The sequence below is a fragment of the Rothia sp. HMSC061C12 genome, assembly GCF_001815755.1.
GTDB classification, from domain to species: Bacteria; Actinomycetota; Actinomycetes; order Actinomycetales; family Micrococcaceae; genus Rothia; species Rothia mucilaginosa.
Genome location: NZ_KV821831.1, coordinates 1 through 26,252 on the forward strand (window position 1 = coordinate 1; position 26,252 = coordinate 26,252).

Annotated in this window: 24 protein-coding genes, 2 pseudogenes and 2 riboswitches; of the genes and pseudogenes, 13 read left to right on the forward strand and 13 right to left on the reverse strand. The window is 60.7% G+C overall.

Features of this window, described 5'->3' with window-relative positions; translation table 11 throughout:
* The 3 genes and pseudogenes from HMPREF3055_RS00005 to HMPREF3055_RS00015 form a co-directional block, all read left to right on the forward strand.
* Nucleotides 1-196 (forward strand): annotated as a pseudogene (locus HMPREF3055_RS00005) (amino acid ABC transporter substrate-binding protein); the annotation flags it as partial.
* 28 nt (nt 197-224) lie between these two features.
* Complete coding sequence (locus tag HMPREF3055_RS00010) at nt 225-899, forward strand: amino acid ABC transporter permease (protein WP_049346553.1); 675 nt, start codon at nt 225-227, stop codon at nt 897-899.
* A complete protein-coding gene (locus HMPREF3055_RS00015) occupies nt 892-1,641 on the forward strand; it encodes an amino acid ABC transporter ATP-binding protein (RefSeq protein ID WP_070505786.1) in 750 nt (249 codons plus the stop codon). The genes HMPREF3055_RS00010 and HMPREF3055_RS00015 overlap by 8 nt, the downstream gene beginning before the upstream one ends.
* 99 nt (nt 1,642-1,740) lie before the next feature.
* On the opposite strand, the gene HMPREF3055_RS00020 is transcribed toward HMPREF3055_RS00015, so the two are convergent.
* Nucleotides 1,741-2,532: a trimeric intracellular cation channel family protein gene (locus HMPREF3055_RS00020; RefSeq protein WP_070737205.1), complete on the reverse strand. Its 792-nt coding sequence runs from the start codon at nt 2,530-2,532 to the stop codon at nt 1,741-1,743.
* A gap of 272 nt (nt 2,533-2,804) precedes the next feature.
* Between HMPREF3055_RS00020 and HMPREF3055_RS09255 the strand changes: the two genes are divergently transcribed.
* Nucleotides 2,805-2,978 (forward strand): hypothetical protein, encoded by a 174-nt coding sequence (locus tag HMPREF3055_RS09255; RefSeq protein WP_168162422.1) that lies wholly within the window; start codon nt 2,805-2,807, stop codon nt 2,976-2,978.
* Between the two features lie 42 nt (nt 2,979-3,020).
* Nucleotides 3,021-3,671 (forward strand): L-alanine-DL-glutamate epimerase, encoded by a 651-nt coding sequence (locus tag HMPREF3055_RS00025; RefSeq protein WP_070593076.1) that lies wholly within the window; start codon nt 3,021-3,023, stop codon nt 3,669-3,671.
* A 129-nt stretch (nt 3,672-3,800) separates the two neighbouring features.
* Here the strand turns inward: HMPREF3055_RS00025 and HMPREF3055_RS09525 are convergent, their stop codons facing one another.
* From HMPREF3055_RS09525 to HMPREF3055_RS00040, 3 genes are all read right to left on the reverse strand, one after another.
* On the reverse strand, nt 3,801-4,325 hold the full coding sequence (locus tag HMPREF3055_RS09525) for a GNAT family N-acetyltransferase (protein ID WP_371326322.1): 525 nt from the start codon (nt 4,323-4,325) through the stop codon (nt 3,801-3,803).
* A gap of 73 nt (nt 4,326-4,398) precedes the next feature.
* Nucleotides 4,399-4,929: an alkylhydroperoxidase, AhpD family gene (locus tag HMPREF3055_RS00035; RefSeq protein ID WP_049327399.1), complete on the reverse strand. Its 531-nt coding sequence runs from the start codon at nt 4,927-4,929 to the stop codon at nt 4,399-4,401.
* 3 nt (nt 4,930-4,932) lie between these two features.
* Nucleotides 4,933-5,514, reverse strand: coding sequence for a peroxiredoxin (locus tag HMPREF3055_RS00040; protein WP_070689975.1), 582 nt, complete (start codon nt 5,512-5,514; stop codon nt 4,933-4,935).
* A gap of 223 nt (nt 5,515-5,737) precedes the next feature.
* Between HMPREF3055_RS00040 and HMPREF3055_RS00045 the strand changes: the two genes are divergently transcribed.
* Nucleotides 5,738-6,370 carry a GNAT family N-acetyltransferase gene (locus HMPREF3055_RS00045; RefSeq protein ID WP_070737208.1) on the forward strand — a complete coding sequence of 211 codons (633 nt, stop codon included), beginning with the start codon at nt 5,738-5,740 and terminating at the stop codon, nt 6,368-6,370.
* Between the two features lie 36 nt (nt 6,371-6,406).
* Here the strand turns inward: HMPREF3055_RS00045 and HMPREF3055_RS00050 are convergent, their stop codons facing one another.
* Nucleotides 6,407-6,724: an acylphosphatase gene (locus HMPREF3055_RS00050; RefSeq protein WP_049334014.1), complete on the reverse strand. Its 318-nt coding sequence runs from the start codon at nt 6,722-6,724 to the stop codon at nt 6,407-6,409.
* Between the two features lie 281 nt (nt 6,725-7,005).
* Between HMPREF3055_RS00050 and HMPREF3055_RS00055 the strand changes: the two genes are divergently transcribed.
* Entirely contained in the window at nt 7,006-8,589 is a 1,584-nt protein-coding gene (locus HMPREF3055_RS00055; RefSeq protein ID WP_070737211.1) for a DHA2 family efflux MFS transporter permease subunit, read from the forward strand.
* A 155-nt stretch (nt 8,590-8,744) separates the two neighbouring features.
* Nucleotides 8,745-8,882, forward strand: a pseudogene (locus HMPREF3055_RS00060) (C4-dicarboxylate ABC transporter substrate-binding protein); the annotation flags it as partial.
* Between the two features lie 176 nt (nt 8,883-9,058).
* On the opposite strand, the gene HMPREF3055_RS00065 reads toward HMPREF3055_RS00060, so the two are convergent.
* Nucleotides 9,059-9,667 (reverse strand): DUF1269 domain-containing protein, encoded by a 609-nt coding sequence (locus HMPREF3055_RS00065; protein WP_049350464.1) that lies wholly within the window; start codon nt 9,665-9,667, stop codon nt 9,059-9,061.
* A 170-nt stretch (nt 9,668-9,837) separates the two neighbouring features.
* A complete protein-coding gene (locus HMPREF3055_RS00070; RefSeq protein ID WP_070737213.1) occupies nt 9,838-10,689 on the reverse strand; it encodes a transcriptional initiation protein Tat in 852 nt (283 codons plus the stop codon).
* 232 nt (nt 10,690-10,921) lie between these two features.
* On the opposite strand from HMPREF3055_RS00070, the gene HMPREF3055_RS00075 reads away from it, so the two are divergent.
* Nucleotides 10,922-12,010 (forward strand): C4-dicarboxylate ABC transporter substrate-binding protein, encoded by a 1,089-nt coding sequence (locus tag HMPREF3055_RS00075; protein WP_070737216.1) that lies wholly within the window; start codon nt 10,922-10,924, stop codon nt 12,008-12,010.
* Between the two features lie 178 nt (nt 12,011-12,188).
* Here the strand turns inward: HMPREF3055_RS00075 and HMPREF3055_RS00080 are convergent, their stop codons facing one another.
* From HMPREF3055_RS00080 to HMPREF3055_RS00095, 4 genes are all read right to left on the reverse strand, one after another.
* Nucleotides 12,189-14,312, reverse strand: coding sequence for an AMP-binding protein (locus HMPREF3055_RS00080; protein ID WP_070737219.1), 2,124 nt, complete (start codon nt 14,310-14,312; stop codon nt 12,189-12,191).
* A gap of 418 nt (nt 14,313-14,730) precedes the next feature.
* The gene (locus HMPREF3055_RS00085) at nt 14,731-15,573 is read right to left on the reverse strand and encodes an ABC transporter permease (RefSeq protein WP_070615486.1); all 843 of its coding nucleotides are present in this window, start codon (nt 15,571-15,573) and stop codon (nt 14,731-14,733) included.
* The gene (locus HMPREF3055_RS00090; RefSeq protein WP_070615489.1) at nt 15,573-16,637 is read right to left on the reverse strand and encodes an aliphatic sulfonate ABC transporter substrate-binding protein; all 1,065 of its coding nucleotides are present in this window, start codon (nt 16,635-16,637) and stop codon (nt 15,573-15,575) included. The genes HMPREF3055_RS00085 and HMPREF3055_RS00090 overlap by 1 nt, the downstream gene beginning before the upstream one ends.
* Before the next feature lie 64 nt (nt 16,638-16,701).
* Complete coding sequence (locus HMPREF3055_RS00095; protein WP_012904246.1) at nt 16,702-17,538, reverse strand: ABC transporter ATP-binding protein; 837 nt, start codon at nt 17,536-17,538, stop codon at nt 16,702-16,704.
* A gap of 4 nt (nt 17,539-17,542) precedes the next feature.
* A riboswitch (SAM riboswitch) is annotated at nt 17,543-17,639 on the reverse strand.
* A gap of 175 nt (nt 17,640-17,814) precedes the next feature.
* Nucleotides 17,815-17,923, forward strand: a riboswitch (SAM riboswitch).
* Between the two features lie 114 nt (nt 17,924-18,037).
* Between HMPREF3055_RS00095 and HMPREF3055_RS00100 the strand changes: the two genes are divergently transcribed.
* Together HMPREF3055_RS00100 and HMPREF3055_RS00105 are read left to right on the forward strand one after the other, a co-directional pair.
* On the forward strand, nt 18,038-19,465 hold the full coding sequence (locus tag HMPREF3055_RS00100; protein WP_070634277.1) for an LLM class flavin-dependent oxidoreductase: 1,428 nt from the start codon (nt 18,038-18,040) through the stop codon (nt 19,463-19,465).
* A 169-nt stretch (nt 19,466-19,634) separates the two neighbouring features.
* A complete protein-coding gene (locus tag HMPREF3055_RS00105) occupies nt 19,635-20,078 on the forward strand; it encodes a YchJ family protein (RefSeq protein ID WP_070666917.1) in 444 nt (147 codons plus the stop codon).
* 142 nt (nt 20,079-20,220) lie between these two features.
* Here the strand turns inward: HMPREF3055_RS00105 and HMPREF3055_RS00110 are convergent, their stop codons facing one another.
* The gene (locus HMPREF3055_RS00110; RefSeq protein WP_070737222.1) at nt 20,221-21,669 is read right to left on the reverse strand and encodes an NCS2 family permease; all 1,449 of its coding nucleotides are present in this window, start codon (nt 21,667-21,669) and stop codon (nt 20,221-20,223) included.
* A gap of 346 nt (nt 21,670-22,015) precedes the next feature.
* Entirely contained in the window at nt 22,016-23,482 is a 1,467-nt protein-coding gene (locus HMPREF3055_RS00115; RefSeq protein ID WP_070737225.1) for an NCS2 family permease, read from the reverse strand.
* Nucleotides 23,483-23,841: 359 nt separating this feature from the next.
* On the opposite strand from HMPREF3055_RS00115, the gene HMPREF3055_RS00120 reads away from it, so the two are divergent.
* The gene (locus tag HMPREF3055_RS00120) at nt 23,842-24,207 is read left to right on the forward strand and encodes a DUF2218 domain-containing protein (protein WP_070737228.1); all 366 of its coding nucleotides are present in this window, start codon (nt 23,842-23,844) and stop codon (nt 24,205-24,207) included.
* A gap of 315 nt (nt 24,208-24,522) precedes the next feature.
* Nucleotides 24,523-25,926, forward strand: coding sequence for an FAD-dependent oxidoreductase (locus HMPREF3055_RS00125; RefSeq protein WP_070737232.1), 1,404 nt, complete (start codon nt 24,523-24,525; stop codon nt 25,924-25,926).
* Nucleotides 25,927-26,252: the final 326 nt, after the last annotated feature.

A 26,252-nucleotide genomic window follows, 5' to 3' on the forward strand; every position in this document is an offset into this window, starting at 1 on the left:
GGAGCACCCGGACGCCAACCTGCGCCTGCTCTCCGGTGACCTGGGCACCGGTAGCAACTCCTCCATCCTGCTGCCTAAGGGTCAGGATGCCCTGCGTAACGCTATCGATGAGTCGCTGAAGAAGCACCTGGAGAACGGTGACATCAAGGCGATTTACGAGAAGTACGTGGGCGAAGACCTCTCCCCGAAGAACTAACACTCTCATAAGGAGCTGAGTTCCGCGCATGGAACGCTACCTCAACCTCTGGGCAGAATCACTGCCGCAGCTGCTGACCTCGACGGTGGCAGTGACCATTCCGCTATCGCTCATCTCCTTCGCGCTAGCGCTGCTGGTGGGCATCATCTCCGCCGGCGCGCGCACGAGCCGCTTCGCCCCGGTGAACTGGCTGGCGTGGCTGTATATCTGGGTTTTCCGTGGCACCCCGCTGCTGGTGCAGCTGTTCATCGTCTTCTACGGCTTGCCGAAGGTTGGTATCGCCCTGGACGTGTGGAGTGCCGCGATCATCACGATGAGCCTGCACACCGGCGCGTACGTGGCGGAAACCTTCCGTTCCGCGGTGGCGGCTATTCCGCGCGGCCAGTTTGAGGCGGCGGCAACCCTGAACTTCACCCGCATGCAGACCCTGCGCCACGTGGTTATTCCGCAGGCGGTGCGCATTGCTCTGCCGAACCTGGGCAACAACTTCATCGACCTGATTAAGGGCACCTCGCTGGTGTCGGTTATTTCGATGGTTGACCTGTTCCAGACCGGTAAGCAGATCGCGTCGCGTACCTTCGAGCCGCTGGCAATGTACTCCGAAGTCGCCATTATTTACCTGGTGATTTTCACTCTGCTGACCGCCGCGCAGTCGGCCCTGGAGAAGTACAGCAACCGTTACGTGAGGAGCAACAATGCTTAGCGTTGATTCCCTGTCGAAGAGCTTCGGCGAGACGCAGGTGCTCAAGAACATCAGCCTGGACATCCCCGACGGTGAGACCACGGTGATTCTGGGCCCCTCCGGTAGCGGCAAGTCGACCCTGCTGCGCTGCCTGAACCTGCTGGAAACCCCGCAGTCCGGCACGCTCACCATTGATGACGCGCAGGTGGATTACAGTCAGAAGCTCACCGACGCGCAGGTGCGTGATATTCGCTCCCGCTCGGCGATGGTGTTCCAGCAGTTCAACCTGTTCCCAAACTATACGGCGCTGAAGAACGTGGCGCTCGCCCCGACCCTGAACGGCACTCTGAGTGCTCAGCAGGCGCAGGAGCGTGCCCGCGAGCTGCTGGCGAAGGTGGGTCTTGCCGATAAGGTGGATTCCTACCCGGATGCCCTTTCGGGTGGTCAGCAGCAGCGTGTGGCGATTGCCCGCGCCCTGGCGCTGGAGCCCTCTTACCTGCTCTTTGATGAGCCGACGAGCGCCCTGGACCCCGAGCTGGAGGCGGAGGTCATCCGCGTGCTCATGCAGCTGGCGAAGGAGGGCCGCTCCCTGGTCATCGTGACGCACAATATGGCGTTTGCGAAGAAGGTTGCGGACCGTATCGTGTTCCTGGAGAACGGTACCCTGCGCTATAACGGTGAGCCGAACGGCTTCTTCGCCTCGGATGATGAGCGCATCCGCAAGTTCCTGACCGTGTACGACAGCACCGAGTACACGATTTAGCCGTACTGCATATAGTAAATATGGGCTGTTTTCTGCCGTCAGATAAGCATCTGACCAGCGGAAACCAGCCCATATTCTATATTCAGCATATATTGGCTTTTATTCCGAAAGCCCCTTAGAGCGGCGGTACTCCTCCAGCTGCTCAGCGTTAATAACCTCAAGCTGCTCAGTGAGCGGCTCACCGGGCGACCAGCCCTCATTAGCGACGGTGCGGTCCTCCTGCTTACCAAAATTGAAGAGGCGCGGGCGAGGCACACGAAGCTCAGCCGGAGTGGTCGGCAGCTGCCAATTCTTCATATGGGAGAGCACACCCAGCACCAAACACAGCAGAATGGACAGACCCATCGCCAGGTTCGGGCGGTGGAATAGGCCCGTCACGAGGGCGGTCTCGGCGGCACCCACAAACGCCACGGTAGCGTACAGAGAGTTACCACCAAAGATTGCCGGAATACGGTTGACCATGATGTCACGAATAACGCCGCCACCGACCGCGGTGGTCACACCCAGCGCGATAGCGGGCAGCCAGTGCAGACCCAGGTTCAGGGACTTAATGGTGCCGGTTGCCGCCCACGCGCCCATGCCGATGAAGTCAATGATGAGCATGGTTCGGGTCGCCCAGCGGGCACTCAAATCGATGCTGTACGCCAGAATCGAGGAGCCGATAGCGCCCACCCAGTAGCCGCCGTCGGTGAGCGCCACGGGCAGACCCGAATTCAGCAGGATGTCACGGATCATACCGCCGCCCATGCCGCAGGCGACCGCGAGCAGCAGGAAGCCCACGATGTCGAATCGGAAGGCGCGCGCCACGGCACCGCCGAGCAGGCCGTTGGCGACAACGGCGGCAATGTCGACGATGCGGAATACCTGGTCGGGGTCAAAGAACTCGTGCATGGGCTCTCCTGCGTGCGTAATGTGTGCTGTGGGGTGCCGACAAGGGGAGGAGCGCGCAACGGGGGGGGGTCGGGTGACGACGTTATCACCGCATCCGGCTCTGTCAGCCTGTGCTCGCACCTGATATGGCACCGATTCATTGTAGACCCGCCGCCGCTCCTGCTCCTATTTGAAAGGTGCTCATGACGAGCTCTGAGACGGAACCAAGAAGCTTGTGGACGCGCTAAAAGATGGGCGTAGAATGAGTGAATCTCCACCCCCAATGTTCTGTCATGATTGTTTTTGCGCTGGGTTCTTTCCAGTACGGTAACGGCATCATTTCTTCGCTACTGTTGGCGTTGAGCCCCCTGAATGCGGTGGAGTCCATGGCGGTCATGATGTTTGCCGGCACGGCGCTGTCGGCGCTCATGGTGTGGTTGCCTTCGCGTAGCCGGAACGCTCGCTAAGCTGGGACTAGACGAAATCTGCGTAAGGTGAAAGGAGCCGCTGTGGCGGTATCTCGCGACGAAGTTTTCGGGGTCCTGCAGGGAATCGTACCCCGTCTGGAGGAGGCGCTTCCCGGCTGGTCGGTGCGCCCCAACATTACGGGTACCGGCGCGGTGGGGCTCTATCTGGACGGCCCCGCAATCTACCGGGACGGCGAGCCCCTGACCGGCGTGAACGCCGAAGGTGAGCCGGTCGTTCGGCACCTGTGCGGCACGATTCAGACCGCTGACCGCGGCCTGCCGCAGGAGCTCGGGCAGGTGCGCTACCAGTACATCCTGGGCGTGAGCGTGGCGGAGCACGAGAGCGAGTATCCCGAACTGGCCGACCTGGCGAGCGTGGGGGAGCCGAGCTGGGTTCCTGCGCTGAGGGCCCTGGAGGCGCTGGTGGAGTTCGAGGGCCGCGAGACGCTGTTCATCAGCCGCGGCGGGTACGTGCCCGGTCGCCGCGCCCTGGGTAAGCGCCGCGTGGCGCTGCGGCGCGAGTTCTTCCCCGGTAAGCCCTGGCTGGGTTTGGGCACGATTGACTGGTGTGCGGGCGTGCGCTCGACCCCGGTGTACGCCGAGGATCTGGTGGCTCTGGTGGCCGCGGCGACGCGCCTGGCGAGTAGCTGGGATGCAGCCCTGCGCATTGGCGCTGCGGACAGCCAAAAGTAGTTAAAACAAAGCGGCGCATCCGACCCGTGATGGGGTGGATGCGCCGCTTCTGTGTGTGCTCTAACGCTGAGTGGGTTTAGTCCAGTGCCTCAGCCAGTTTGAACGAGTCGAGCCGTATGAGATATTGCCTCATCGATAGCATGCAAGGGTGATGCATCCTGCTACCTCTACGGGGGCGTAACCGTAGCATTTGTAGAGCGCAACGGCGTGTTCACTAGCGACGTCGGTAGTAATGAGTCGCTGTCGAATGTCTTCTCGGTCAAAGTCATCAATGACACGCTTTAGAAGCGCAGAGCCAACGCCCTGACGCTGGGCGTGTGGATGCACTAGGAGGTCCTGAATGTAGGCGATAGATTGTCCGTCCCCGACGGCGCGGACTAGCCCGACGAGTCGTCCCGTTCCGTCCGTGGTTGCCTCTCGTGCGGTGTATAGATACCGCGACCCTTCCAACATCGGGATGAGACGTTCGGGCGTTTTGGTATAGGCGCTCCAGCCCACAGAATCGTAAAGCTCAGTAAGTTCTTCTACGCTGGGAAGAGGGCTGGTGGAGTCCAAAATACAGTACCGCATACAGGCATTGTATAGCGCCAAATCGAGGGAGCTAGGAAAGCCGTCCAACGCGTTTTTAGCTACTGCAGGGCTTGATGTGCGCATAAAGGAAGCGGCGCATCCGACCCGGAAAAGGGAAGGATGCGCCGCTTCTGTGTAAGCTCTAACGTTTAGTGGTTTAGCCCAGTGCCTCAGCCAGCTGAATGCCCTGTGCCACGCCACCGAGGGTTGCAGCAATACGGATCAGGTCGTTGACCTGCTCCTTGGTTGCGCCCTCTTCACGCAGGGTGTGCTCGTGAGCCTCAACGCAGTGGGAGCAGCCGTTGACTGCGGACACTGCCAGAGCGAACATCTCGAAGTCCAGCTTCTCAATGCCACCGTTCTTACCGATGATCTGCATACGCAGGTTTGCGCGCTGGTCATCGTATGCACCGTTCAGGAAGCCACGGGTGCGGTAGAAGATGTTGTTCATGCCCATGATGGATGCAGCACCCAGAGCAGCCTCGTAAGCGGTGTCGCTCAGGTGCTCCTTAGCCTCTGCAGCAATCTCAACAACAACAGAGTCAACCTTGGTTGCTGCTGCGGTTGCGAGGATTGCGCCCCAGAGCTGCTGCTCGGACAGGGAGGTGATGCGGGGCAGGGAGGACAGGTTGAGGTTCATGTCCTTCGCGTAGGAAGGCAGAGCCGAACGCAGGTTATCGATGCTCATGGATTACTTCATCTCCTTGAATGCGTCGATGGTCTCTGCACCCTTCTTCCAGTTGCATGCGCACAGCTCGTCGGACTGCAGTGCGTCCAGCTGGCGGAGCACCTCGTCGGTGTTACGGCCGACGGAGTCAGCGGTAATGGAGACCGACTGGATGGTGTTGTGGGGGTCGATGATGAAGGTTGCGCGGTCTGCAACGCCGTCCTTGTTCAGGATGCCCAGTGCGCTAACCAGCTCACGCTTGAGGTCGGATGCCATGACGATGGGCAGGTCCAGGAGCTCTTCGTGGGAGCGGCGCCATGCGTAGTGGGTGTACTCGTTGTCAACGGAAACACCAATCACCTGGGTGTCGCGTGCCTCGAACTCGTCAGCGAGCTTGCCGAATGCTGCAATCTCGGTGGGGCAAACGAAGGTGAAGTCCTTCGGCCAGAAGAAGACGACGCGCCAGGTGTCTTCGTCCAGACCCTCGGAGGAGACGGTGGTGAAGTAGTCTTCGGGCTTGGTTGCTTCGATGTCAGCCAGCTTACCGGGGACAACGCCGGTGAGCTCGTATGCGGGGAACTGGTCGCCGATGGTCAGAACTGCCATAGTGTTCTTCTTTCTGCTTTGTGCCGCGCGGATTCGTTGCGCGGCGCTTATTCTTACTGCCCAGTGGGCGGGCTCGATAACTATTTTATTATGAATAATTCATAATAATCAAGTGATGTTGGATTAAAACCCGAAGGTTTAACTATGATTTGCATCACCGAGTATCCTGGGATGCTCACAAAAGCTTTTCCGGCGTACAAACCTGAGGGTTTAAGCTCGAATCATGACCCCCGAACACAGCGACTTTTCTGAGCACAGCGAACACGTAGAGCCCAACCAGCCCGAACTCATTACCGAGCGCCTCACCCTCCGCCACCTGTGCGAGGCGGACATCCCCGACATCGTGGAATCCTGCCGCGACGAAGAAACCCTCCGCTACACCCGCCTCCCGTTGAACTACACGCGCGCCGACGCCGAAGACTACCTGCTCACCACCGCCCGCCAGATTGCCGCCGGGCAGATTCAACGCTGGGCGATTGACGCCTCCGGCGTGTTTGCCGGGACCATTGAACTGCGCCTGCCCGAGGGCACCCCCGAAAGCCCCGGAACCCGCGCCGAACTGGGCTATTATGCCGCCCCGAAAGTGCGCGGCAAGGGCTACATGACCGAGGCGCTGCGTGCCGTCCTCGGCTACGCTTTCGACCCGCTTGGCTTGGGGCTTGAGAGTGTGCGCTGGACCGCCCTGGCGGGTAACGAGCCCTCGGAACGGGTGGCGGTTAAGGCGGGTTTCACCGGCATCTACGACGATATTGACCCGAGCTCCCGCCGCCCCGACGAGAACGGCCACCCGGTGCAGCATCGGGTGCGCCGCGCCGATATGACCCGCGCCCAGTTCGCGGCGCTCTGGTCTGACTAGCTCTGGGCTAGCTAAACCGCGCTACTTTAGTCCGCGCTACCTGATGCCGAAGCCGCGGAACGAGCCGGACGGCTCCTCCCACTCGACGAGCACCTCATCCACGCGGCCCGCGGTGTCGCCGCCGCGCAGAATATCTACCAGGCGAGCGCAGGAGACGGCGGTACCTTCCGCAACGACTTTCACGCGCCCGTCGTCGAGGTTTTCGGCGTAGCCGGTCAGCCCCATGGGCTTGGCGGTTCCGGCGCACCACCAGCGGAAGCCCACGCCCTGCACTTTGCCGCTGACGAAAGCGACGAGGCGGATTTCGGCGGGTTCTGCCGGGGTGCGGTCGGTGAAGAAATCAAAGAAACCCATGGGTCCTCCCGTGGTCGTCTCGTTGAGGGTGGTTTGATGGGGGTGAGCGCCGGTTGCGGCGCCCGGATTAGCTTTATAGCTTCAGTCTAGTGGGTTCAGAGTGCTTCGGGGTGGCATCAGGGCGCCTGTTGCCTGGTTGCCTCGCGCACGCGTCGTGAACAGCTGAATTAGGGTAGAGCAACCGGAGCCGTGCCCACAAGGGGAGTAAGATGGGGTGATATTTATTAGCGGCAACGCTGAACACGCAGACTGTACCCGCAACGCTCATCCACTGGAGGATCATGAGTTCCCGCCCCAAGAAAGCGCCTCTCGTCGGTAACCCGGCGAAGGCACCGTACAAGCCCTGGCCTGCTCTCTGGTCCCTGGTTGTTGGCTTCTTCATGATTCTGGTGGACGGCAATATTGTCACCATCGCCCTGCCGCACATGCTGCAGGATTTGGATGCGTCGCTGTCGGCGGGCATGTGGGTGACGAGCGCCTACCTGCTGGCGTATGCGGTGCCGCTGCTCATTACCGGCCGTATGGGTGACCGCTTCGGTCAGAAGAACCTGTACATGATCGGTATGGCTATTTTTACGCTTGCCTCCCTGTGGTGTGGTCTGTCGCCGAATGTTGAGTCGCTGATTACCGCCCGCGTGGTGCAGGGCCTGGGCGCGTCGCTGATGACCCCGCAGACCATGTCTCTGATTACGCTGATGTTCCCGCCGAATGCGCGCGGTGTCGCCATGAGCATTTGGGGTGCGACTGCGGGTGTCGCCTCGCTGGTCGGCCCGATTCTGGGCGGCGTGCTGGTGGATACCCTCGGCTGGGGCTGGATCTTCTTCATCAACATTCCGGTTGGCCTGGTCGGCCTGTTCTTGGCGTGGCGTAACGTGCCGGTGTTCGAGCAGAAGAAGCACAGCTTCGACTGGTTGGGCGTGGTGCTTTCGGCGGTCGGTCTGTTCCTGCTAGTTTTCGGTATTCAGGAAGGTGCCACCTACGACTGGGGCACCATGACCGATTCGTTCCTGGGCACCGGTATTGCGGTGAGCGTGTGGGGTCTGATTATTGCCGGCATTCTGGTGCTGGGTCTGTTCATTGGTTGGCAGGCTATTAACCCGCGTGAGCCGCTGGTTCCGCTGAGCCTGTTCAGCGACCGTAACTTCTCCGTGTCGAATGTGGCCATCGCGGCAATGGGCGTGGTCGCTATCAGCATGGCATTCCCGCTGACCCTGTACCTGCAGCAGGTGGAGGGCCTGGACCCGACCCAGGCTGCGCTGATGACCGCCCCGATGGCGTTGTTCTCGGGCGCGTTGGCGCCGGTGGTGGGTGCGCGTCTGAACCGTAACGACCCGAAGTGGATTGCCGTGATTGGCTTTACGCTGATGGTTGTTGGTTTTGCTCTGCTCCGCCCGACGATGGTTGCGGACGGCAACCTGTGGCTGATGGTTGGTCCGATGATTATTCTGGGCGCGGCGAACTCCTGCATTTGGGGTCCGCTGTCGGTGTCTGCGACCCGTAACCTGCCGCCGCAGCGTGCCGGTGCCGGTTCGGGCGTGTACAACGAGACCCGCCAGATGGCGTCGGTGCTGGGTTCGGCTGCGATTACGACGATTATGGCTTCTGCGATTACCTCGCACCTGTCCGCGTTGGGTCCGGCTGCCGCAGCGGGCGGTAGCTCTCACGGCAGCGCTGCTGGAGGCGTGCTTCCGCAGGTCCTGCGTGAACCCTACGCGGCGGCAATGGCTGATTCCATGATGCTGCCCCTGGTTGCCGCGGCGGTGGGCGCGGTCGTGTGCCTGTTCTATGCCTCCAAGAAGACCTCCGAGGCGAAGGCTGCCGCGCAGAACGCTGAGGCAGAGCCTGAGTCAGAAAACACTAAATAGAAGGCTTATCAGAGCGCTTTTACGGCATAAGCGGTGCATAACCTGAGATGCGGTGCAAATACCGGGACAAACTAGATGCACTCTGTGTATGATGAAGCGGGTTATTGTTGCCCTGAGGTGTTGAAACCTCGTGAGAGCGCAATAACCCGCTGTAGAAGGACATCTTCGTGGAGATGGATTACATGCCCGGCCTGCTCGCCAGCGAAGAAGAGCTGGACCGCATCACCGAATCCTTCGCCCAGCTTCCCCTCCGCAACCCGAACGGCACCACCGGCATCAACATTCACCTGGAGAAAGAGAGATGGCTAAAATCCCCACCTTGAGTTTGGTATTTTTGCCATTGTCTTCCTTGATTTGTTCAAGATCTTGAGCCAAAATCCTCACTTCCTCTTTCTAAAATCTAGTTTTTAAAAAAAATAGGCTATCTACCAGAAGTAGATAGCCTATTTTTTATGAGATGCTTGGGTGCTTACGCTTCCAATTTGTCAAACTTTGCTTTGACATTCGCCTTGAATTCTTCACGCTTAGCCTTGCGTTCGGCTTTACGTTCAGCCTTCATCTGTGCACGCGCCTGGTTGTAGAGGTCTTCTTGGACTTGCAGAGCTGCTTCGATTTCGGCTACGACGGTTGCTACATCCCAACGCATGATTTGGGTGTCGTACTTGGTGAAGTAAGCATCGATGACTGCTTCGTTGTCTTCTTGCACCAAGGCAACAACGGCTGTTTCACCGTTAGTCAATTTCTGAGAAACAACGTCAATCAGGCCAGCTTCTGCCGTATCAACGGTAGCACCAGCAGCCAAACCATAGAGGCTACCCATACCATAACCAAACAAGACGCCGATAGGACCACCCAAAAGCCCGATAACTGCACCGAGCAAGCCACCTTTTAGGGTTGCATCCGTCGTTGAATCTTCAAAATCATAGCGTTCTTTTTCAACGATATGACCGTTTTCATTTTTGACCAGGGCGATTTGAGCAACCTTGGTCGTCTGAGTTTGGCGGAAAGCCTTCAAATCCGCAAAGGACTGATAAGCTTCGCTTTCGGTGTTAAAGACTGAAATTACTAGGTTTTCCATAGTTGGTACCTCGTTCCTAAAGACTATATATACATTGTAATACAGTTCTCTTTTTTTGGGAACTACTTTTTGCGACAATTTACCTCGGCGGCAGCCGGTAGGCTGAGTCCTAAAGCAGAGGGGCCCGGCATCCAGTATGGATGCCGGGCCCCTCTCTGCTTGCTGTGGCGTTAGCGGCTGATGGTTGCCGAAGCGCGCAAACCAGCCAGGTCCTGGAAGGTGTACTCGCCACCCTCGGTCAGCTGCATTGCGACGTTACCGCTGGTGATCTGAGCGGTGGTGGTCAGGGTGTAGCTGGAGGTCACCTCGGTGAAGTACACCGGAACCAGCGAAGCCAGAACCTGCGCGTAGCTCACGCCGTCCTTCGCGGTGGCTTCCAGGTAGTCGGAGGTGCGGATGTCCAGTACGCCGGTCCAGACGTTGTCCTCGATGGTCGGCTCGTAGAACTTCGCAGTGTATGCGATGCCGTTGAACGCCGCCACGGCGGGGTTGTTGGTCTTTGCGCCGCCCGCACTCTTGGCGAGTGCCGGGATCTCAACGTCGTTCTCGGTGTCCCACAGCAGCGGGTCGGTGACATCCGCGGCGGTGGGGAAAGTGAACTCGAAGGTCACCTGCAGGTGCGCCTGAGGGTACAGCCAGGAGCTACCCTGGAACTCGCCCTTGGAGTTGATGGGTGCAGAAATCCACAGGCCCGCACCACCGTACAGGCCTGCACCGACGCTACCGCCGGGGGTGAAAGTGCCGCCGCCGCGGCTCTGCGGGGTGGTGGAGGTTGCGGTGATGTTGGGTACCTGCACAGTGTAGGAGTCCAGGCCGTAGCGGGTATTAAAGTCGTTGGAGGGGTTCGAGTTGAACGCCTGAGTGAAGACACCGAACCTCATGGTCGGGGTCTCCTGCGCGTCGGTGGATGCCGCGTAGGCGGGTACCGCTGCGGCGGTTGCGATAACGGGGGCGCTCCAGACGGCACCCTTGACGAGGGAGCGGCGGTTCAGGTTGCGCGCGGTATTAGGGGAAGAAGTCATGGGATCTCTCTTGTCATTAAGAATGTGGTGATGCGTGTGATTTGAATTACTGATACTCTAATGTAATTCAGCTCATCTTCAAAATTATCTCAACTATTACCTCAATGTATGAACATTACGGCACCCAGCTCACCTAGCGCGTGAAACGGGAGCATCATGGAAACCGTGGAGAACGTCCTCCCGGCAAGCTCCACCGAAACACCACCGGTCACCACACACTAAGGAACACAACATGGCATTTCTGAAGAGCGCACGCGTCACGCTTGCCTCCCTCGCAGTGCTCTGCCTGGGCACCATCGCAGCCCCCGCGGCAAACGCCTACAGCCCCGATATTGACGGCGACGGCATCCCCAATACCTGGGAAATGAAGGGCTATGACGCCGACGGCGACGGCAAAATCGATGTCGACTTCCCCGCACTGGGCGCAGACCCCAACCACAAGGACATCTTCGTTGAGATGGACTACATGGCAGGCCTGCTGCCCAGCGAAGACGAGCTGGACCGCATCACCAAGATTTACGCCGACCTGCCCCTGCGCAACCCCGACGGCACCCACGGCGTGAACATCCACCTGGACGCCGGTGACGCCCGCAGCGCCAAGTACAACCTCGGCGGCGGCAACGAAATCAGCTACCAGGCACTCGACAGCGAATTCAAGGCGCTCCACCGAATCAAGGCAACCGAAGGTAAGTTCAACCCCGCCCGCGAAGGCACCTTCCACTACATGATCTGGGGCGACTACTACGACAACAGCTACTCCTCCGGTATCGCTAACTTTGGCGGTCGTAACTTTATGGTCACCGTCGGCCCGACCTTCTGGGGCGAGGCAAGCAGCAACATCCGCGTGGCAGTGTTCGTGCACGAGCTCGGCCACAACCTCGCACTGAGCCACGGCGGCTGGGACGAAATCAACTACAAGCCCAACTACTACAGCGTCATGAACTACCAGTACACCCTCACCGGCGTGCCCATGGCTGACGGTAGCCGCTACTTCGGCTACTCCACCGCCGAATACCGCATGCTCAACGAGGCGAAGCTGTACGAGGCGCGTGGCTTCGGTCCCCGCGCGGCTGGCTTCCTGTACAAGGGCAAGCCCGCCAACCAGCCGATTGACTTCAACGGCAACGGCAAAATCGACACCGAGCCGGTGTCCGTGGACCTCAACGGTGACGGCATGATTACGAACCTGGGTGCCGCAAACGATGTGAAGATGATCCGCTTCCAGGCGACCGAGCACCCCGAGAAGGACAAGGGCCCCGAGCACATTGAGCCGAGCGGTATTACCGCCGAACACGCTCGTTCGCTGGGCCTGATCAAGTAGGCTGACTGGTCGGAATCTAACCGGTCTACACACCGCCGATAAAGAGACTTGTCAGCTCAATAAAACGGTATAACAAAAGGTGCGGATACCGAATCATCATTCGGTATCCGCACCTTTACTCTATGCAGCTTCCAGCTCAGCGTGCAGCTCGGCACAGTGCTCAGCCCAGCAACAGAGCCTAGACTGCCTCGCTCACGCGGCCGGTATCCACCAGCACCTGCGCAATGTGGCCCAGCGCCTCCTCATTCTGCAGCGAAGAAACATCGCCCAAAGAACGGCCCTGGTACAGCTCACCGAGCAGACGGCGAGTAATCTTACCCGAACGGGTCTTCGGGATATCGGCAACCGCCACAACGTCCTTCGGCTTAGCAATCGGGCCAATGTGCTCACGCACGTGCGCGGTCAGCGCCGCCTTCAGCTCATCCTCAGTCAGGTCCTTACCCTCATCGGTGAGCGTCACGTAGGCGACCGCCTGGTGACCGGTCAGCTCATCCTCCACGGGGCAGACACCAGCCTCAACCACAGCCGGGTGAGTCACCAGAGCCGACTCAATCTCAATCGTGGACAGGCGGTGACCCGAAATGTTAATCACGTCATCAATACGGCCGAGGATGTACACGTTACCCTCTTCGTCTTCCTTCGCGCCGTCGCCAGCGAGGAACCAGCCGCGCTCGCCGTAGTGACGCCAATAGGAATCCAGGAAACGCTGCGGGTTCTGCCACACGGTACGAGCCATCGAGGGGCCAATCTTATCGACCACGATGAAGCCCTGCTTGCCGGGTTCGACCGGGTCGCCGTGCTCATCCACCACGCGGGTGGACACGCCGGGAACGGCGCGGGTAGCGCAACCGGGCAGGGGAGTGCAGTGCGGGGTGCCCTCCGGGTAGGTGCCCTCGGGTGCGAATGCCGGGTCGTGCGGGCGCGGGGAGCATACGGTCGAACCGGTCTCGGACTGCCACCAGGTGTCGATGAACGCCGCGGTGCCGCCGCCCACGTGCTCGCGCAGCCAGCGCCACGCCTCCGGGTTAATGGATTCACCCACCGAGCCGAGCAGGCGCACGGTCGAGAAATCGTACTTGCCGGGCTCCGGGCCGTTCGGGAACGCACCCATGAGGGAACGAATCAGGGTCGGGGCGGTGTAGTAGTTGGTCACGCCGTAGCGTTCGATAACCTCAAAGTGGCGGCCGTAGTGCGGGGTGTTCGGGGTGCCCTCGTAAATCACCTCGGACGCACCGTTGACCAGCGGGCCGTAAATTTCGTAGGTGTGCGCGGTAACCCACGCCAGGTCGGCGGTGCACCAGTGAACGGTGGACTCAACCTTTTCCGGGTCGTTGACCGCCGACAGCTCGTCGGGGCGCAGCACGCCGTTCTCGTCCACGTAATCCGGCAGCAGATCGTAGAGCAGCGCGTGGGTGTACGCGGTCTGCACCAGGTATCCAGCCATGGTGTGCACCAGACCCTTGGGCTTACCGGTCGTACCGGAGGTGTAAATAATGAACAGCGGATCCTCTGCGTCATGCAGTTCGTAGGCGTGGGTGTCCGGCTGGTCGTCAACCAGGTCGTGGTACCAGACGTCGCGGCCCTCAGTCCACGGCACAGCGGCGTGCGCTACCGGGTCGGAGGCGCTGGTGCGGTCCACCACGATAACGTGCTCAATGTTGTTCTCACCGGAGCATGCTTCGTCGGCGTTCACCTTCACGGGAACGACCTTGCCGCGGCGGTTCTGACCGTCGGTGGTGATGAGAACCTTCGCGCCGGTGTCTTCCACACGGAACTTCAGCGCCTCAGCGGAGAAACCACCGAAGACGAGGGAATGGATCGCGCCAATACGCGCGCAGGCGAGAGTGAAAATAATGGTTTCGGGGATGACGGGCAGGTAGATGACCACACGGTCACCCTTGCGCACGCCCAGGGACAGCAGTCCGTTCGCAGCCTTCGCGATGCGGCGCTGCAGTTCGGCGTAGGTGATGGCTTCACGGTCGCCGGGTTCACCTTCAAAGTAGAGGGCTACCTTGTCGCCGCGGCCCGCCTCCACGTGGCGGTCTACGCAGTTGTAGGCGACGTTCAGCTTGCCGCCCTCGAACCACTTAATTTCGGGGATCGTGAACTGTTCGATGCCTTCCTCATCGAAGCCGAGGGACTTCGGCTTCTCGAAGCGGTGCGCGGTGTGCCAGGGCTCAGCCCAGGTGAGTCGCTGCGCCTGCTTCTCCCAGAACGCGACGCGCGCCTCGTCAGATTCGAGGGCGGGGTTCGGGGTGGGGTTCAGCGGGTCGGTGAACGAGTAGGGGGTGGGCAGTCCCATTATTCTCCCATCGGTTGCTGGCATTAGCACCCTTGCTCGCCGTGCCGCTGTCTGTGTGACCGTGGGGTCTGTGTGTGCGTTGGCGAGGGGGTTGCTGCGACGTCACGGAGCCAGGTCTCTCGGTCGCTCTGGATGGTTTGCCTTCTTAGTAAAGCGCGCCCGAGGGGGTGGACGCAAAGGGAACCGTCATATTCGGTGTGCTGTGTATCGGTTCGTAATATAACGACATATTTAAAGACCCCGCCCCGCGCTCACTGCTGTGGGGCGCGGGGCGGGGCACATCATCATCATTCAGTAGGCGACAGGTTTCCCCGCCGACTTCTTTCTCCGGCGCGTAGCGATGATTTGCTCACTGTCGGGAGCAACCACGCGGCGGACATCTCTCCTAAAACTCAGCATGAACGCCGAGCCTTCTCTATTAGTTGCTGGGGTACTTCGCCTTCACCCAGCGCTCGAAAACACCCACCAGCGCGTCGGTAATCTTACCGAGCACCGCCAGCGCCACAATAGCCAGCAGCAGGCGGTCGGTGCGGCCGTTGTTCTGCGAGTCGGTCAGCAGGTAACCCAGACCCATGGACGCACCCAGCAACTCAGCGGCGACCAGGAACAGCCACGCCTGAGCCAGCGCCAGACGCAGACCCGAAACAACCGACGGCAGAACCGCGGGAAGCTGAACCGTGGTGAACAGGCGCAGACCCTTCAGGCCGAAGGCGCGGGCCATCTCCACGAGCTTGGGGTCCACGTGGGCGAGGGCTGCGGAAACCGTGGTGTACACGGGGAAGAACGCGCCGATGGCCACGAGGGTCACCTTCGAGTTCTCGCCGATGCCAATCCACAGCAGAAGCAGCGGGACCCACGCGAGTGAGGGGACTGCGCGCAGAGCGCCGATGGTCGGGGCGACGAACACGCGCACCGGGGCCGACAAGCCAATCAGCGATCCCAGCACCAGGCCGAGTACCGCGCCGATGCCGAAGCCAATCAGCACGCGCTGGGTCGAAATCGCGACGTGCTTGGCCAGCTCACCGCGCTGCGCCAGCTCGATACCGGCGCCCACCACACGGTCGGGGGAGGGCAGCTGGACCTGCGTGAACACGCCGTTGGTGCTCAGAATATACCAGAGCGCAATCAGCGCCAGGGGAAGAATCAGGCCCAGGTACTGCTTACCGGCGAACGGGTTCGACGGCAACTTCACGGAAGAGGCACGCTTCTCGGCACGCTCAGCGTGAGCGCTGGAGGCGGCGGTAATCGTTGCGGCGGTCATTACTTCTCCACCGCCTTGGCAATCTTCTCGACTGCGGCGCTGTCAGCCTTCTTCGCGAACTGGTCGTCCACGATGCTGTTCAGGGCCTTGTCCACGTCGGACTGGGAGGGAACGTCGCCGGACTCCACCAGGATCGGGCCGACGCCCTTGAGAACCTCAACCTGCTTAGCGCCCGGAACCGGGTCGATATCCAGGTGGGTGCGCTCCATGACGACCTGGGCGGTCTCGTGCTTAATGCCGGACTCCTCCTCGACAATCTTCACAGCCTCTTCGGGGTTCTTCTTAGCCCAGGCGCGAGCGTACTCGTACACGTCCACGATGGCCTGTGCGGCGGTCGGGTTGGACTGAATGAACTTCTCGGTCGCGTTCAGGAAACCGTAGGTGTTGAAGTTCAGGTTGCGGTAGAAGAGCACGTCGCCGCTTTCCACCTCGGCGGCAGCCATGATCGGGTCCAGGCCGCTCCACGCGTTGACCTGACCGTTATCCAGGGCGGTGCGGCCGTCGGCGTGCTGCAGGTTCTGAATGGTCAGATCCGAAGCGGAAATACCCTCCTGCTTGAGTGCCTGCAGCAGCAGGAAGTACGGGTCGGTACCCTTGGTCACGGCAACGGTCTTACCCTTCAGATCCGCAACCTTGGTGATGCCCGAATCCTTGCGGGTCACCAGAGCCGACCATTCCGGCTGCGAGTAGAGGCTAATGACCTTGATGGGGGAGCCATTAGCGCGTGCCAGCAGTGCCGCCGAACCGGCGGTCGAGCCAACATCAATATTGCCGCTACGCAGCGCCTCATTCGCCTTGTTCGAACCAGCCGACTTGACCCACTCAACCTTCTTACCCTCCGCGGCAAGGGCGGTCTCAAGCCAACCCTTCTTGCGGATAATCAGGGACAGCGGGTTGTAGGTCGCGTAGTCAATGGTCACGGTGTTCTGATTGCCACCACCGGCAGCACCGGAGGCGTTAGCGGAACCGGAACCTTCGCCAGCGCAGGCGCTGAGCAGAGTAGCAAAAGCGGCGGCTGCGGCAAGGGACTTGAGGGCGGTACGGCGAGACGGGGAGTAAGTCATGATGAAATCTTTTCGCTTCTGAAGATGATGATGTGATGTGTGAGAAATGTGTTGCGTGGCGGCTTTAGGCGTTATCTTCCACGCCGAGCTCAGCCAGCAGTTCGCTGCGCAGCGCCGTGATCTCTGCATCGGCGCGGTCACGCGGGTGAGAACGGTCAACGGTCACAATGCGCTGGATGGTGGCGGGCGCCTCCGGGGTGTCCTTACCGAGGACAATCACCCGGTCAGAGAGGTACAGCGCCTCTTCCACATCGTGGGTGACCAGCAGAATCGTGGTCGGGTCTTGACGGTGCACGTCCAACAGCAAATCCTGCATGTTGATGCGGGTCAGCGCGTCCAGAGCACCGAAGGGCTCGTCGAGCAGTAGCACGCCGGGGTTGCGTGCGAGCGCTCGCGCCAGGGACACGCGCTGAGCCATACCGCCTGAAATTTCCTTGGGACGGTGGGTTGCGTATTCGCCCAGGCCGACCAGGTCGAGCAGGCGCGCTACGGATGCTGCGCCTTCAGATTTTTTGGTGCCCTGCGGTAGTCCGAGAGCCACGTTGTCGGCGACGGTGCGCCAGGGGAGCAGGCGCGGTTCCTGAAAGCCGATAGCTACGCGGGGGTCGAGGCCGGTCACTGCCTTCTCGCCGATACGCACGGTACCTGCGGTGATGCGGTTCAGGCCTGCTGCTGCACGCAGGAGAGTGGATTTGCCGCATCCGGAGGAGCCGATGACGGAGATAATCTCGCCGGGGGCTGCGGTGAAGGAGACTCCGCGAAGAACTTCGTGGGTTCCGCCGGGCACGGGGAAAGATTGTCCGACGCCTTCAAAGCTCAAGGGGACGGCGGCGGTGGATACGGCACGGCGGCCGTTCTTTTCACTGGTGGGTACGTCAGTTACTGCACTGTTGAGTGTCATGTCACTTCCATCGTTCCTGGCGTTAGCACCGGGGGCGGAAGAATCCGTGCCGGTTGCTGCGACGTCGTGGAGCCAGGTCTCTCAGTCGCTCTGGATGGTTTGCTTCTCCCACCCTATGGGCTGTGGCGTGCCTCAATCAACCCGGCGGGCGCGTATGAATTTCTATGACCGTATATTTCGCATTTATCACGAAATATTTCGGTTCCACGTCACAAAAAGATTTTTTCGTCACAAACGTGACCTCCCTCCCGTGCGCCCCGTACACTCAAACCACGAGATCATGAGTCCCGGCGCTAAGCTCTGGCTAGCCGGGCGGCAACCCTCTCCCGTAGCGGGGTGCCCCAGATGATGATCTGGCCTCAACGTTACGAGGCAAGTACGGCGCGAACGCGCCACCTGCACGAAGGCCACCACCGAACGCAGAAGGCAAGAAGGAGGCGGCGCGCGGGGTGCAGGGCACTAACCCGATCGTCCCCGATCATTCGCGAAAGGAAAATCGATGGCTGAGCAGAAGAAGCGCATCGTAGTTAACGCATTCGAAATGACCTGCATTGGTCACCAGAGCTTCGACCTCTGGCGTCACCCGCGCTCCCGCGCAACCGAGTACAACACCATCAAGTACTGGACTGACCTGGCTAAGACCCTTGAGCGCGGCCTGTTTGACGCCGTGTTCATCGCTGACGTGGTCGGCATCTACGACGTGTACAAGAACTCTGCCGCTCCCGCCATTGAGGGTGCCGCTCAGGTTCCCGTGAACGATCCCGCAACCCAGATTTCTGCAATGGCTGCAGTGACCGAGCACCTCGGCTTCGGCGTGACTGCTGCCGCTACTTTCGAGCAGCCCTACACTCTGGCTCGCCGCTACGCCTCCCTCGACCACCTCACCGAGGGCCGCGTCGGCTTCAACGTTGTGACCTCTTACCTGCCTTCGGCTGCTGAGAACCAGGGCCTGCCCACCCAGATTCCGCACGACGAGCGCTACGAAATCGCCGACGAGTTCCTGGACGTCTGCTACAAGCTGTGGGAAGGCTCCTGGGAAGACGGCGCAGTCATCAAGGACCGCGAGCGCGGCATCTACGCTGACCCCTCCAAGGTCCACCCGATTGGTCACAAGGGCAAGTACTTCTCCGTACCCGGCATCTCCCTGACTGAGCCGAGCCCGCAGCGCACCCCCGTGATTTTCCAGGCTGGCGCATCCAGCCGTGGCCAGCAGTTCTCCGGTAAGCACGCTGAGGCTGTGTTCATCAGCGCCCTGCGTCCCGACCTGACCCGCGTTGTGACCGACCGTATCCGTGCCGCTGCCGAGGAGCAGGGCCGTAGCCGCGACGACGTCAAGATCCTCGCAATGCTCTCCGTCATCGTGGATGAGACCGAGGAGAAGGCAAAGGCAAAGTACGAGGAGTACAAGAAGTACGTGAACCTCGACTCTGCACAGGCTATTGTCGGCGGATGGTCCGGTGTTGACCTGTCCCAGTTCGACGAGGATGAGGTCCTGAACTACGTGCAGACCGAGTCGATTCAGTCCTTCCTGACCCCCTTCACCCTGCAGGCGAAGGACAAGAAGTGGACCCGCAAGGACATCGCTGAGCACACCACCCTCGGCGGTATGGGCGAGGTCATTGTTGGTGACCCGGTTCAGGTTGCTGACGAGCTGGAGCGTTGGATCGACGAGGGCGGCCTGGACGGCATCAACCTGGCGTACCACGTCTCCCCGGGTTCCTTCGAGGACTTCATCGAGTACGTTGTTCCCGAGCTGCAGAAGCGCGGCCGCTACCGCACCGAGTACGAGGGCAACACCCTGCGTGAGAACATCTTCGGTAAGGGCCACACCAAGGTTGCTGACAGCCACCCGGCTGCTAAGTACCGCGGCGCATACGTGGGCAAGCCTTCGGCTGCTGACACCCCGGCTCGCGCAATCGCTGAATAAGCGTTGCCGCTGAAGCGCACCGTGTAGGTTCGCTCAAACTTAACGATTGAAAACAAGAACGCCCGTTCTGCTGGAGGATTTGTATCCCCGGCGGAGCGGGCGTTTCTTTGCGCTGTGCTTTCTTGATGCGATGCCTTCTTGACGTGGCACGTTCTTTATACTGGGTGGCATGACTGAACTGAACCAGGTTGAACTTAACCATGATGACCGCTGCCCCTGCTCGAGCGGCGAGGTGTACGGCGCCTGCTGCGGCAGGTTCCTGGGCGAGTTTGCCGCCTCCGGCACGCTGACTGCTCCCGCGCCGGAGCAGCTGATGCGCTCGCGTTTTACCGCGTTTGCGACAGGGGATGCGGCGTACTTGCTGGCGAGCTGGCATCCGAGTACTCGCCCGGCGACGCTGGAGTTGGAGGATAATATCTGCTGGTATCGCCTGGATATTCTGGGTGCTTCGGGTGGCCCGTTTGATGCGTCCGGTACGGTGGAGTTCGTTGCGTATTACCGTTCGGTGCCGGGTGTTCCTGCGGAGGAGCGGGTGAAGGGCAGTATGCATGAGCTGTCGCGCTTTGAGAAGGTGGGCGGCGCCTGGTTCTACGTGGATGGAGACGTCCGCTAAGTCTCGTCACTTTCCCTGCCTCTCGTACATGCTGAGTGCGGGTGGGCAGATAAAGAAATGGCAGAATCATTCCGAAACCGGAACGATTCTGCCATTCTTTGTTGACGCCTCTCAATGAGGCTAACTATCGGGGCTAGCGGACTTAGCTAGTCCAGCCGTTAATGATGCCCATACCGAAGTAGATCACGAACACCGCGGACACCAGGTACATCAGCCAGTGCACGTCCTTACCGCGGCCCTGCACCAGGCGAATGAAAGTGTACGCCACGAAGCCGGCACCAATACCGTTCGCAATCGAGTACGACAGCGGCATGAAAATAATGGTCAAGAACGCCGGAATACCCAGACCCCAATCGGTCCAGTCAATATTCACGGCCTGGCGAATCATCAGGAAGCCGACCACGACCAGCGCCGGAGCAACCGCCTCGAAGGGAACGATGGTGACCAGCGGCGAAATGAAAATCGCCAGCAGGAACAGCACACCGGTCACAATGTTCGCAAAGCCGGTGCGTGCACCCGCACCAATACCGGTAGCGGATTCCACGAAAATCTGGTTCGCCGAACCGGACGCGCCACCACCGACAACGGAACCGAAAGCGTCCACGAGCAGGACCTTGTCGATGTCCTCAACCTTGCCGTCCTTCATGGTGCCAGCCTCGGCGGCAAGGCCAACCGAAACGCCCATCGCGTCAAAGAACACGGACAGCAGAATGGTGAACACCAGCAGCGATGCGGCCAGCGGACCGATGTGGGTGAACGCGCCGAACAGGTCAGCGGAACCGATGAGGGAGAAGTTCGGGGTGGTGAACTCCATGTCCGCCAGGGAAGGCACGTTCAGGGACCAGCCGGTCGCCGCCTCCTTCACGGAACCGGAGGGGACAACCGCCTCCAGAATCAGGGACAGCGCGGTGGAGGCGAGCACGCCCCACAGGATCGCACCCTTCACGTTACGGATGAACAGGGCGATGGTGAAGAACAAGCCGAAGAGGAAGACGAGGGTGGGCCAGCCGAGCAGGTGACCGCCCGCGCCGAGGCTCACCGGAACGGTGGTGCCAGCTGCGTCAGGCATGCGGCGGATAATGCCGGAGTCGACCAGACCGATAAAGGAAATGAAGAAGCCGATACCGACCACAATCGCGGTCTTGAGCGACTCAGGGACCGCCTCAAACACCGCGGTACGGAAGCCGGTGAGCACCAGAACGGTCATGATTAGACCGGCAAGAACGACCAGGCCCATGATGTCTGCCCAGGTCAGGTTCGGGGTGGTGGCAATGGTGGAGGCGAGCAGCGCGTTCACGCCCAGGCCAGCCGCCATGGCGAAGGGCTGCTTGGCGATAACGCCCATGAGGATGGTCATCACGCCAGCAACCAGCGCGGTCACAGCCGCGACGGGTGCGATACCGAGAGTGCGTTCGGAGGCGTCAGCACCGGTACCGATGACGAGGGGGTTCAGCACCACGATGTAGCTCATGGCGAAGAATGCGGCGAGGCCGCCGCGGAATTCTGCGGCGATGGAGGAGCCGCGTTCGGAAATCTTGAAGTAGCGGTCGAGTGCGCTGGTGGGCGCTGCCGCCTTCTGGGGTTCAGACATGTGAGGATCCGTTGATGTTGTTCGGTGTGTACTGTTGCGCCGCCGGTTTCGCAGGTAAAGCTCGCAGGTAAATTTCACGGGCTAGGCTCGCGGGTAAGTCTCGGGTTGGGCGCCACAATGGTTCAACCATTGTAGGCGCCGCCTCCTAACTTGTGCCATTGAAACGCGTTGTGTGCGGCGGTTCAGTCGGTGATGTGGTGTTTCCCCGGCCCCTGCAACCAGAATTGGGTAGTTGGGGTAGAGGGAAGAATAGCGCAGGGCGGGGTACCGGCACTCCAAAGGTGCCGATACCCCGCCCAGCTGGTGCCTGCGCCTCCACGTGTGGAGGGTTCGGCACCCGATGTATTTAGTGCATCCAGCCGGTAATCAGGCCGTTAGCGAAGAAGATGAGGAACACTGCGGAAACCACGTACATGAGCCAGTGCACGTCCTTGCCGCGACCCTGCACCAGGCGGATGAAGACGTAGGACAGGAAGCCTGCGCCGATACCGTCCGCGATGGAGTAGGACAGGGGCATGAAGATGATGGTCATGAACGCGGGGATACCCAGACCCCAGTCGTTCCAGTCGATGTTCACTGCCTGGCGGATCATCAGGAAGCCAACGAACACCATTGCGGGTGCAACAGCTTCGAAGGGCACGATGGTGACCAGCGGGGACAGGAAGATCGCGACGAGGAACAGTGCGCCGGTGACGACGTTCGCGAAGCCGGTGCGTGCGCCCGCGCCGATACCGGTTGCGGACTCCACGAAGATCTGGCTTGCGGAGGAGGAGGTGCCACCGCCGGCTACGGAGCCGAGAGCGTCCACGAGCAGGACCTTGTCGACGTTCTCGATCTGGCCGTCCTTGATGGTGCCTGCTTCGGTTGCGAGGCCGACGGAGGTGCCCATTGCGTCGAAGAACGCGGAGATGAGGATGGTGAAGATCAGCAGAACTGCAGCCATGCCGCCGAGGGTGCCGAAGGCGCCAAACAGGTCAGCGGAGCCGAACAGGGAGAAGTCGGGCAGCTTGCTGGTGTTGGAGTCCCAGACGGGGACGTTCAGGGACCAGCCGGTGGGGGACTTAACCGAGCTGCCGGAGGGTACGACCTTCTCCAGGATGATGGAGAGGGCGGTGGAGGCGAGCACGCCGTAGAGGATGGCACCCTTCACGTTGCGGATGAACAGCGCAATGGTGAGGAACAGGCCGAAGATGAAGACGAGGGTGGGCCAGCCGAGCAGGTGGCCGCTGACGCCGAAGGAGACGGGCACGGTGGTGCCTGCTGCGTCGGGCATGCGGCGGATGATACCCGCGTTGACGAGGCCGATGAAGGCGATGAAGAAGCCGATACCGACGACGATTGCAACCTTGAGCGATTCGGGAACCGCGTTGAACACTGCGGTGCGGAAGCCGGTCAGCACGAGGATGGTCATCAGCACACCAGCCCAGACGACGAGGCCCATGATGGCGGGCCAGGTCAGTCCGGGGGTGGAGGCGATGGTGGTTGCCAGCAGCGCGTTCACGCCGAGGCCTGCCGCCATGGCGAAGGGCTGCTTGGCGACGACGCCCATGAGGATGGTCATGACGCCTGCGACCAGTGCGGTCATTGCTGCGACCTGCGGTACGCCGAGGGCGTTGCCGGATGCGTCCTTGCCGAGGCCGATGATGAGGGGGTTCAGCACGACGATGTAGCTCATCGCGAAGAAGGTGGCGAGGCCGCCGCGGAATTCTGCGGCGATGGTGGAGCCTCGCTCAGTGATCTTGAAGTAACGGTCCAGTGCGCCCTTGGCTTCTGCCTTGGGGCTCTGGGGAGCCGCGGTGTTCTCAGAAGACATTCGTGAAAATCCGTAGATACTCATAGTCGGGGCGGGGTTCGGGGTTCCGATCCCGCATAAAAAAGTGCCACTTCCCGGTGTGTTGGGGAGGTGACACTGTTGTACCGAAATATTCTACGGTTAAAGTTTCTCTAAGCGTTAATCCAGGAAATTCCCAGCTTTCGTTCAGAGATTTTTTGGGGGCGTAATAGCGGTAACTATCTCTCGCCTCTGCGCGAACAATGATAGTTTGTTAGGTTAGTAGACCCTAAGTTTCTGCTATATTCGAGGTGAAACATGCGTCGCCGGATGCCAGGTTCTGTGTGGTGAGCCTTTTCCGGCATAGATGAGAATTCGGCATAGATGAGAAGGAACCCACCGTGACTGAAACTCCCCAAGAAAACACCGCTGAGAATTACCCCGCCGCGGAATCCCTGCCGGTACGCCAGCGCGCCATCGTAGCAACCGACCGCCCCGCCCGATACATCAAGCAGCTCGGCTCGCACATGGGCCGCAAGCTCGGCACCGCAGAACTGCCCGACGGTCTGCGCCTCACCTTCAACCGCGACGGCATTTTCCGCGGCTACGGTGACCTGCGCGAAACCGACGGTGCCCTCGTCCTGGAGGTGCGCGCCGAAAACGACGAGTTGGCTGCTGGTCTGGTGGATGTGCTGGACCGCCACCTGGTTCGCTTCGGTGAACGCGAGGAACTGGTCGTAACCTTCGAGGCGGTACCCGCCTCCTAGTCCCTGCTTTCTAGTCTTCGTTACCCTGCCCCGCCCTCCTGCACCTCGGAGGGCGGGGCAGTTTTTATGCCCACTGCGTGCGGAGCTACACGGGGCCGGATGCGCCGCGCTGCCCGGATTAGGTGACTCCTCCTGAATTACGCGACCCCCGCCCGGATTAGGTGACAGAAAATTGTCCTATTTAGTGGGCGAAGACATATAAGCCCCCGAACACCCGTCAATCCCCGGTAAAATAGGCAAGAAGTGAACACTAAGCTCACCGCCTGTTCGCGCCGCACTGGGCGCCGGACGGTGAACTTCGAAAGGAAGATTTTCGTGTCTGAAGCAGCACGCCCCCTGCGCGTCGCCGTTATTGGTGCAGGTCCCGCCGGTATTTACACCGCCGATATCCTCACCAAGTCTGAAGAGGTCCGCACCGGCGCCGTCGAGGTCGCCATCGACATCTTCGACCGCTACCCCGCCCCCTTCGGCCTGATCCGCTACGGTGTGGCACCGGATCACCCCCGCATCAAGGGCATCATCACCGCGCTGCACAAGGTCCTGGACCGCGGTGACATCCGTTTCTTCGGCAATGTCGAATACGGCAAGGACCTGACCCTCGCCGACCTGCGCGAACACTACGACGCCATCATCTTCGCAACCGGCGCGATTTTTGATGCACCCCTGAACATTAAGGGCATCGACCTGGACGGCTCCTACGGCGCAGCAGACTTCGTCTCCTGGTACGACGGCCACCCCGACTACCCCCGCACCTGGCCGCTCGAAGCTGAGCAGGTTGCAGTGCTCGGTAACGGCAACGTCGCCCTGGACGTCTCCCGCATCCTCTCCAAGCACGCTGACGACCTGCTCGTCACCGAAATCCCCGACAACGTCTACCAGGGCCTGAAGGCTTCCCCCGTGACCGACGTGCACGTCTTCGGTCGCCGCGGCCCCGCACAGATGAAGTTCACCCCGCTCGAGCTGCGCGAACTCGCACACTCCCGCGACGTGGACATCGTCCTGTACGAAGAGGACTTCCAGTTCGACGAGGCTTCCGAGGAAGCAATGGAGAAGAACGCCCAGACCAAGGTCATGATGAAGACCCTGCGCGGCTGGCTGGAAGACCAGAAGAACAACGAGCAGACCGCATCCCGCCGCCTGCACCTGCACTTCCTGCAGTCCCCGCACGAAATCCTCGGCGAAGACGGCAAGGTCGTGGGCCTGCGCATGGAACGCAACAAGCTCGACGGCAACGGCGGCATCATCGGCACCGGCGAGTACGTGGACTACCCCGTACAGGCCGTCTACCGTGCAATCGGCTACTTCGGTTCCGAACTGCCCGAAATCGGTTACGACGACAAGCGCGGCGTCATCACCAACGTTGAGGGTCGCGTCGTGGACGAGAACGGCGAAGTCGTTCCCGGCCTGTACGCATCCGGTTGGATTAAGCGCGGCCCCGTCGGCCTGATCGGCTCCACCAAGTCTGACGCACTCGAGACCATCACCCACCTGCTCGAGGACCGCGAGAACCTCTACACCGCATCCGAGCCGGAGGCAGAGGCATTCAGCGCCTACCTGGATTCCAAGGGCATCAAGTACACCACCTGGGAAGGCTGGCACCGCCTGGACGACCACGAGAAGGCACTGGGCGCAGCATCCAAGGATGCTGCCGGTGAGCCTCGCGCCCGCGTGAAGGTTGTGGACCGCGACGAGATGATTAACATCTCCCGCGGCGAGTAATCTTCTAGCACGTAGAACATAGAAATCGACCCCGTACCGTGAGCCGGTGCGGGGTCGATTTTTGTCTATACATAAGGAGGCGGGGGCGGCAGGAAACAGGGGAGCCACGGGGAGGAAGCTCGAGAAGCGCTCGCCCGAAAGAGAGGTTAAAGAAAACCCACCCCGCACCATGAGGTCATGCGGGGTGGGTTGGGTAGGTGCCGAAGACACTCGAGGACATACCCTCCGGCTACCCGGACGCGCAACGAGCCCATGCAGTGACTCCACGTGCGGCGCATCCCTTAACGGGGTCTAGAAAGCTAAAGAAACACCAAGATTAGCTCTCT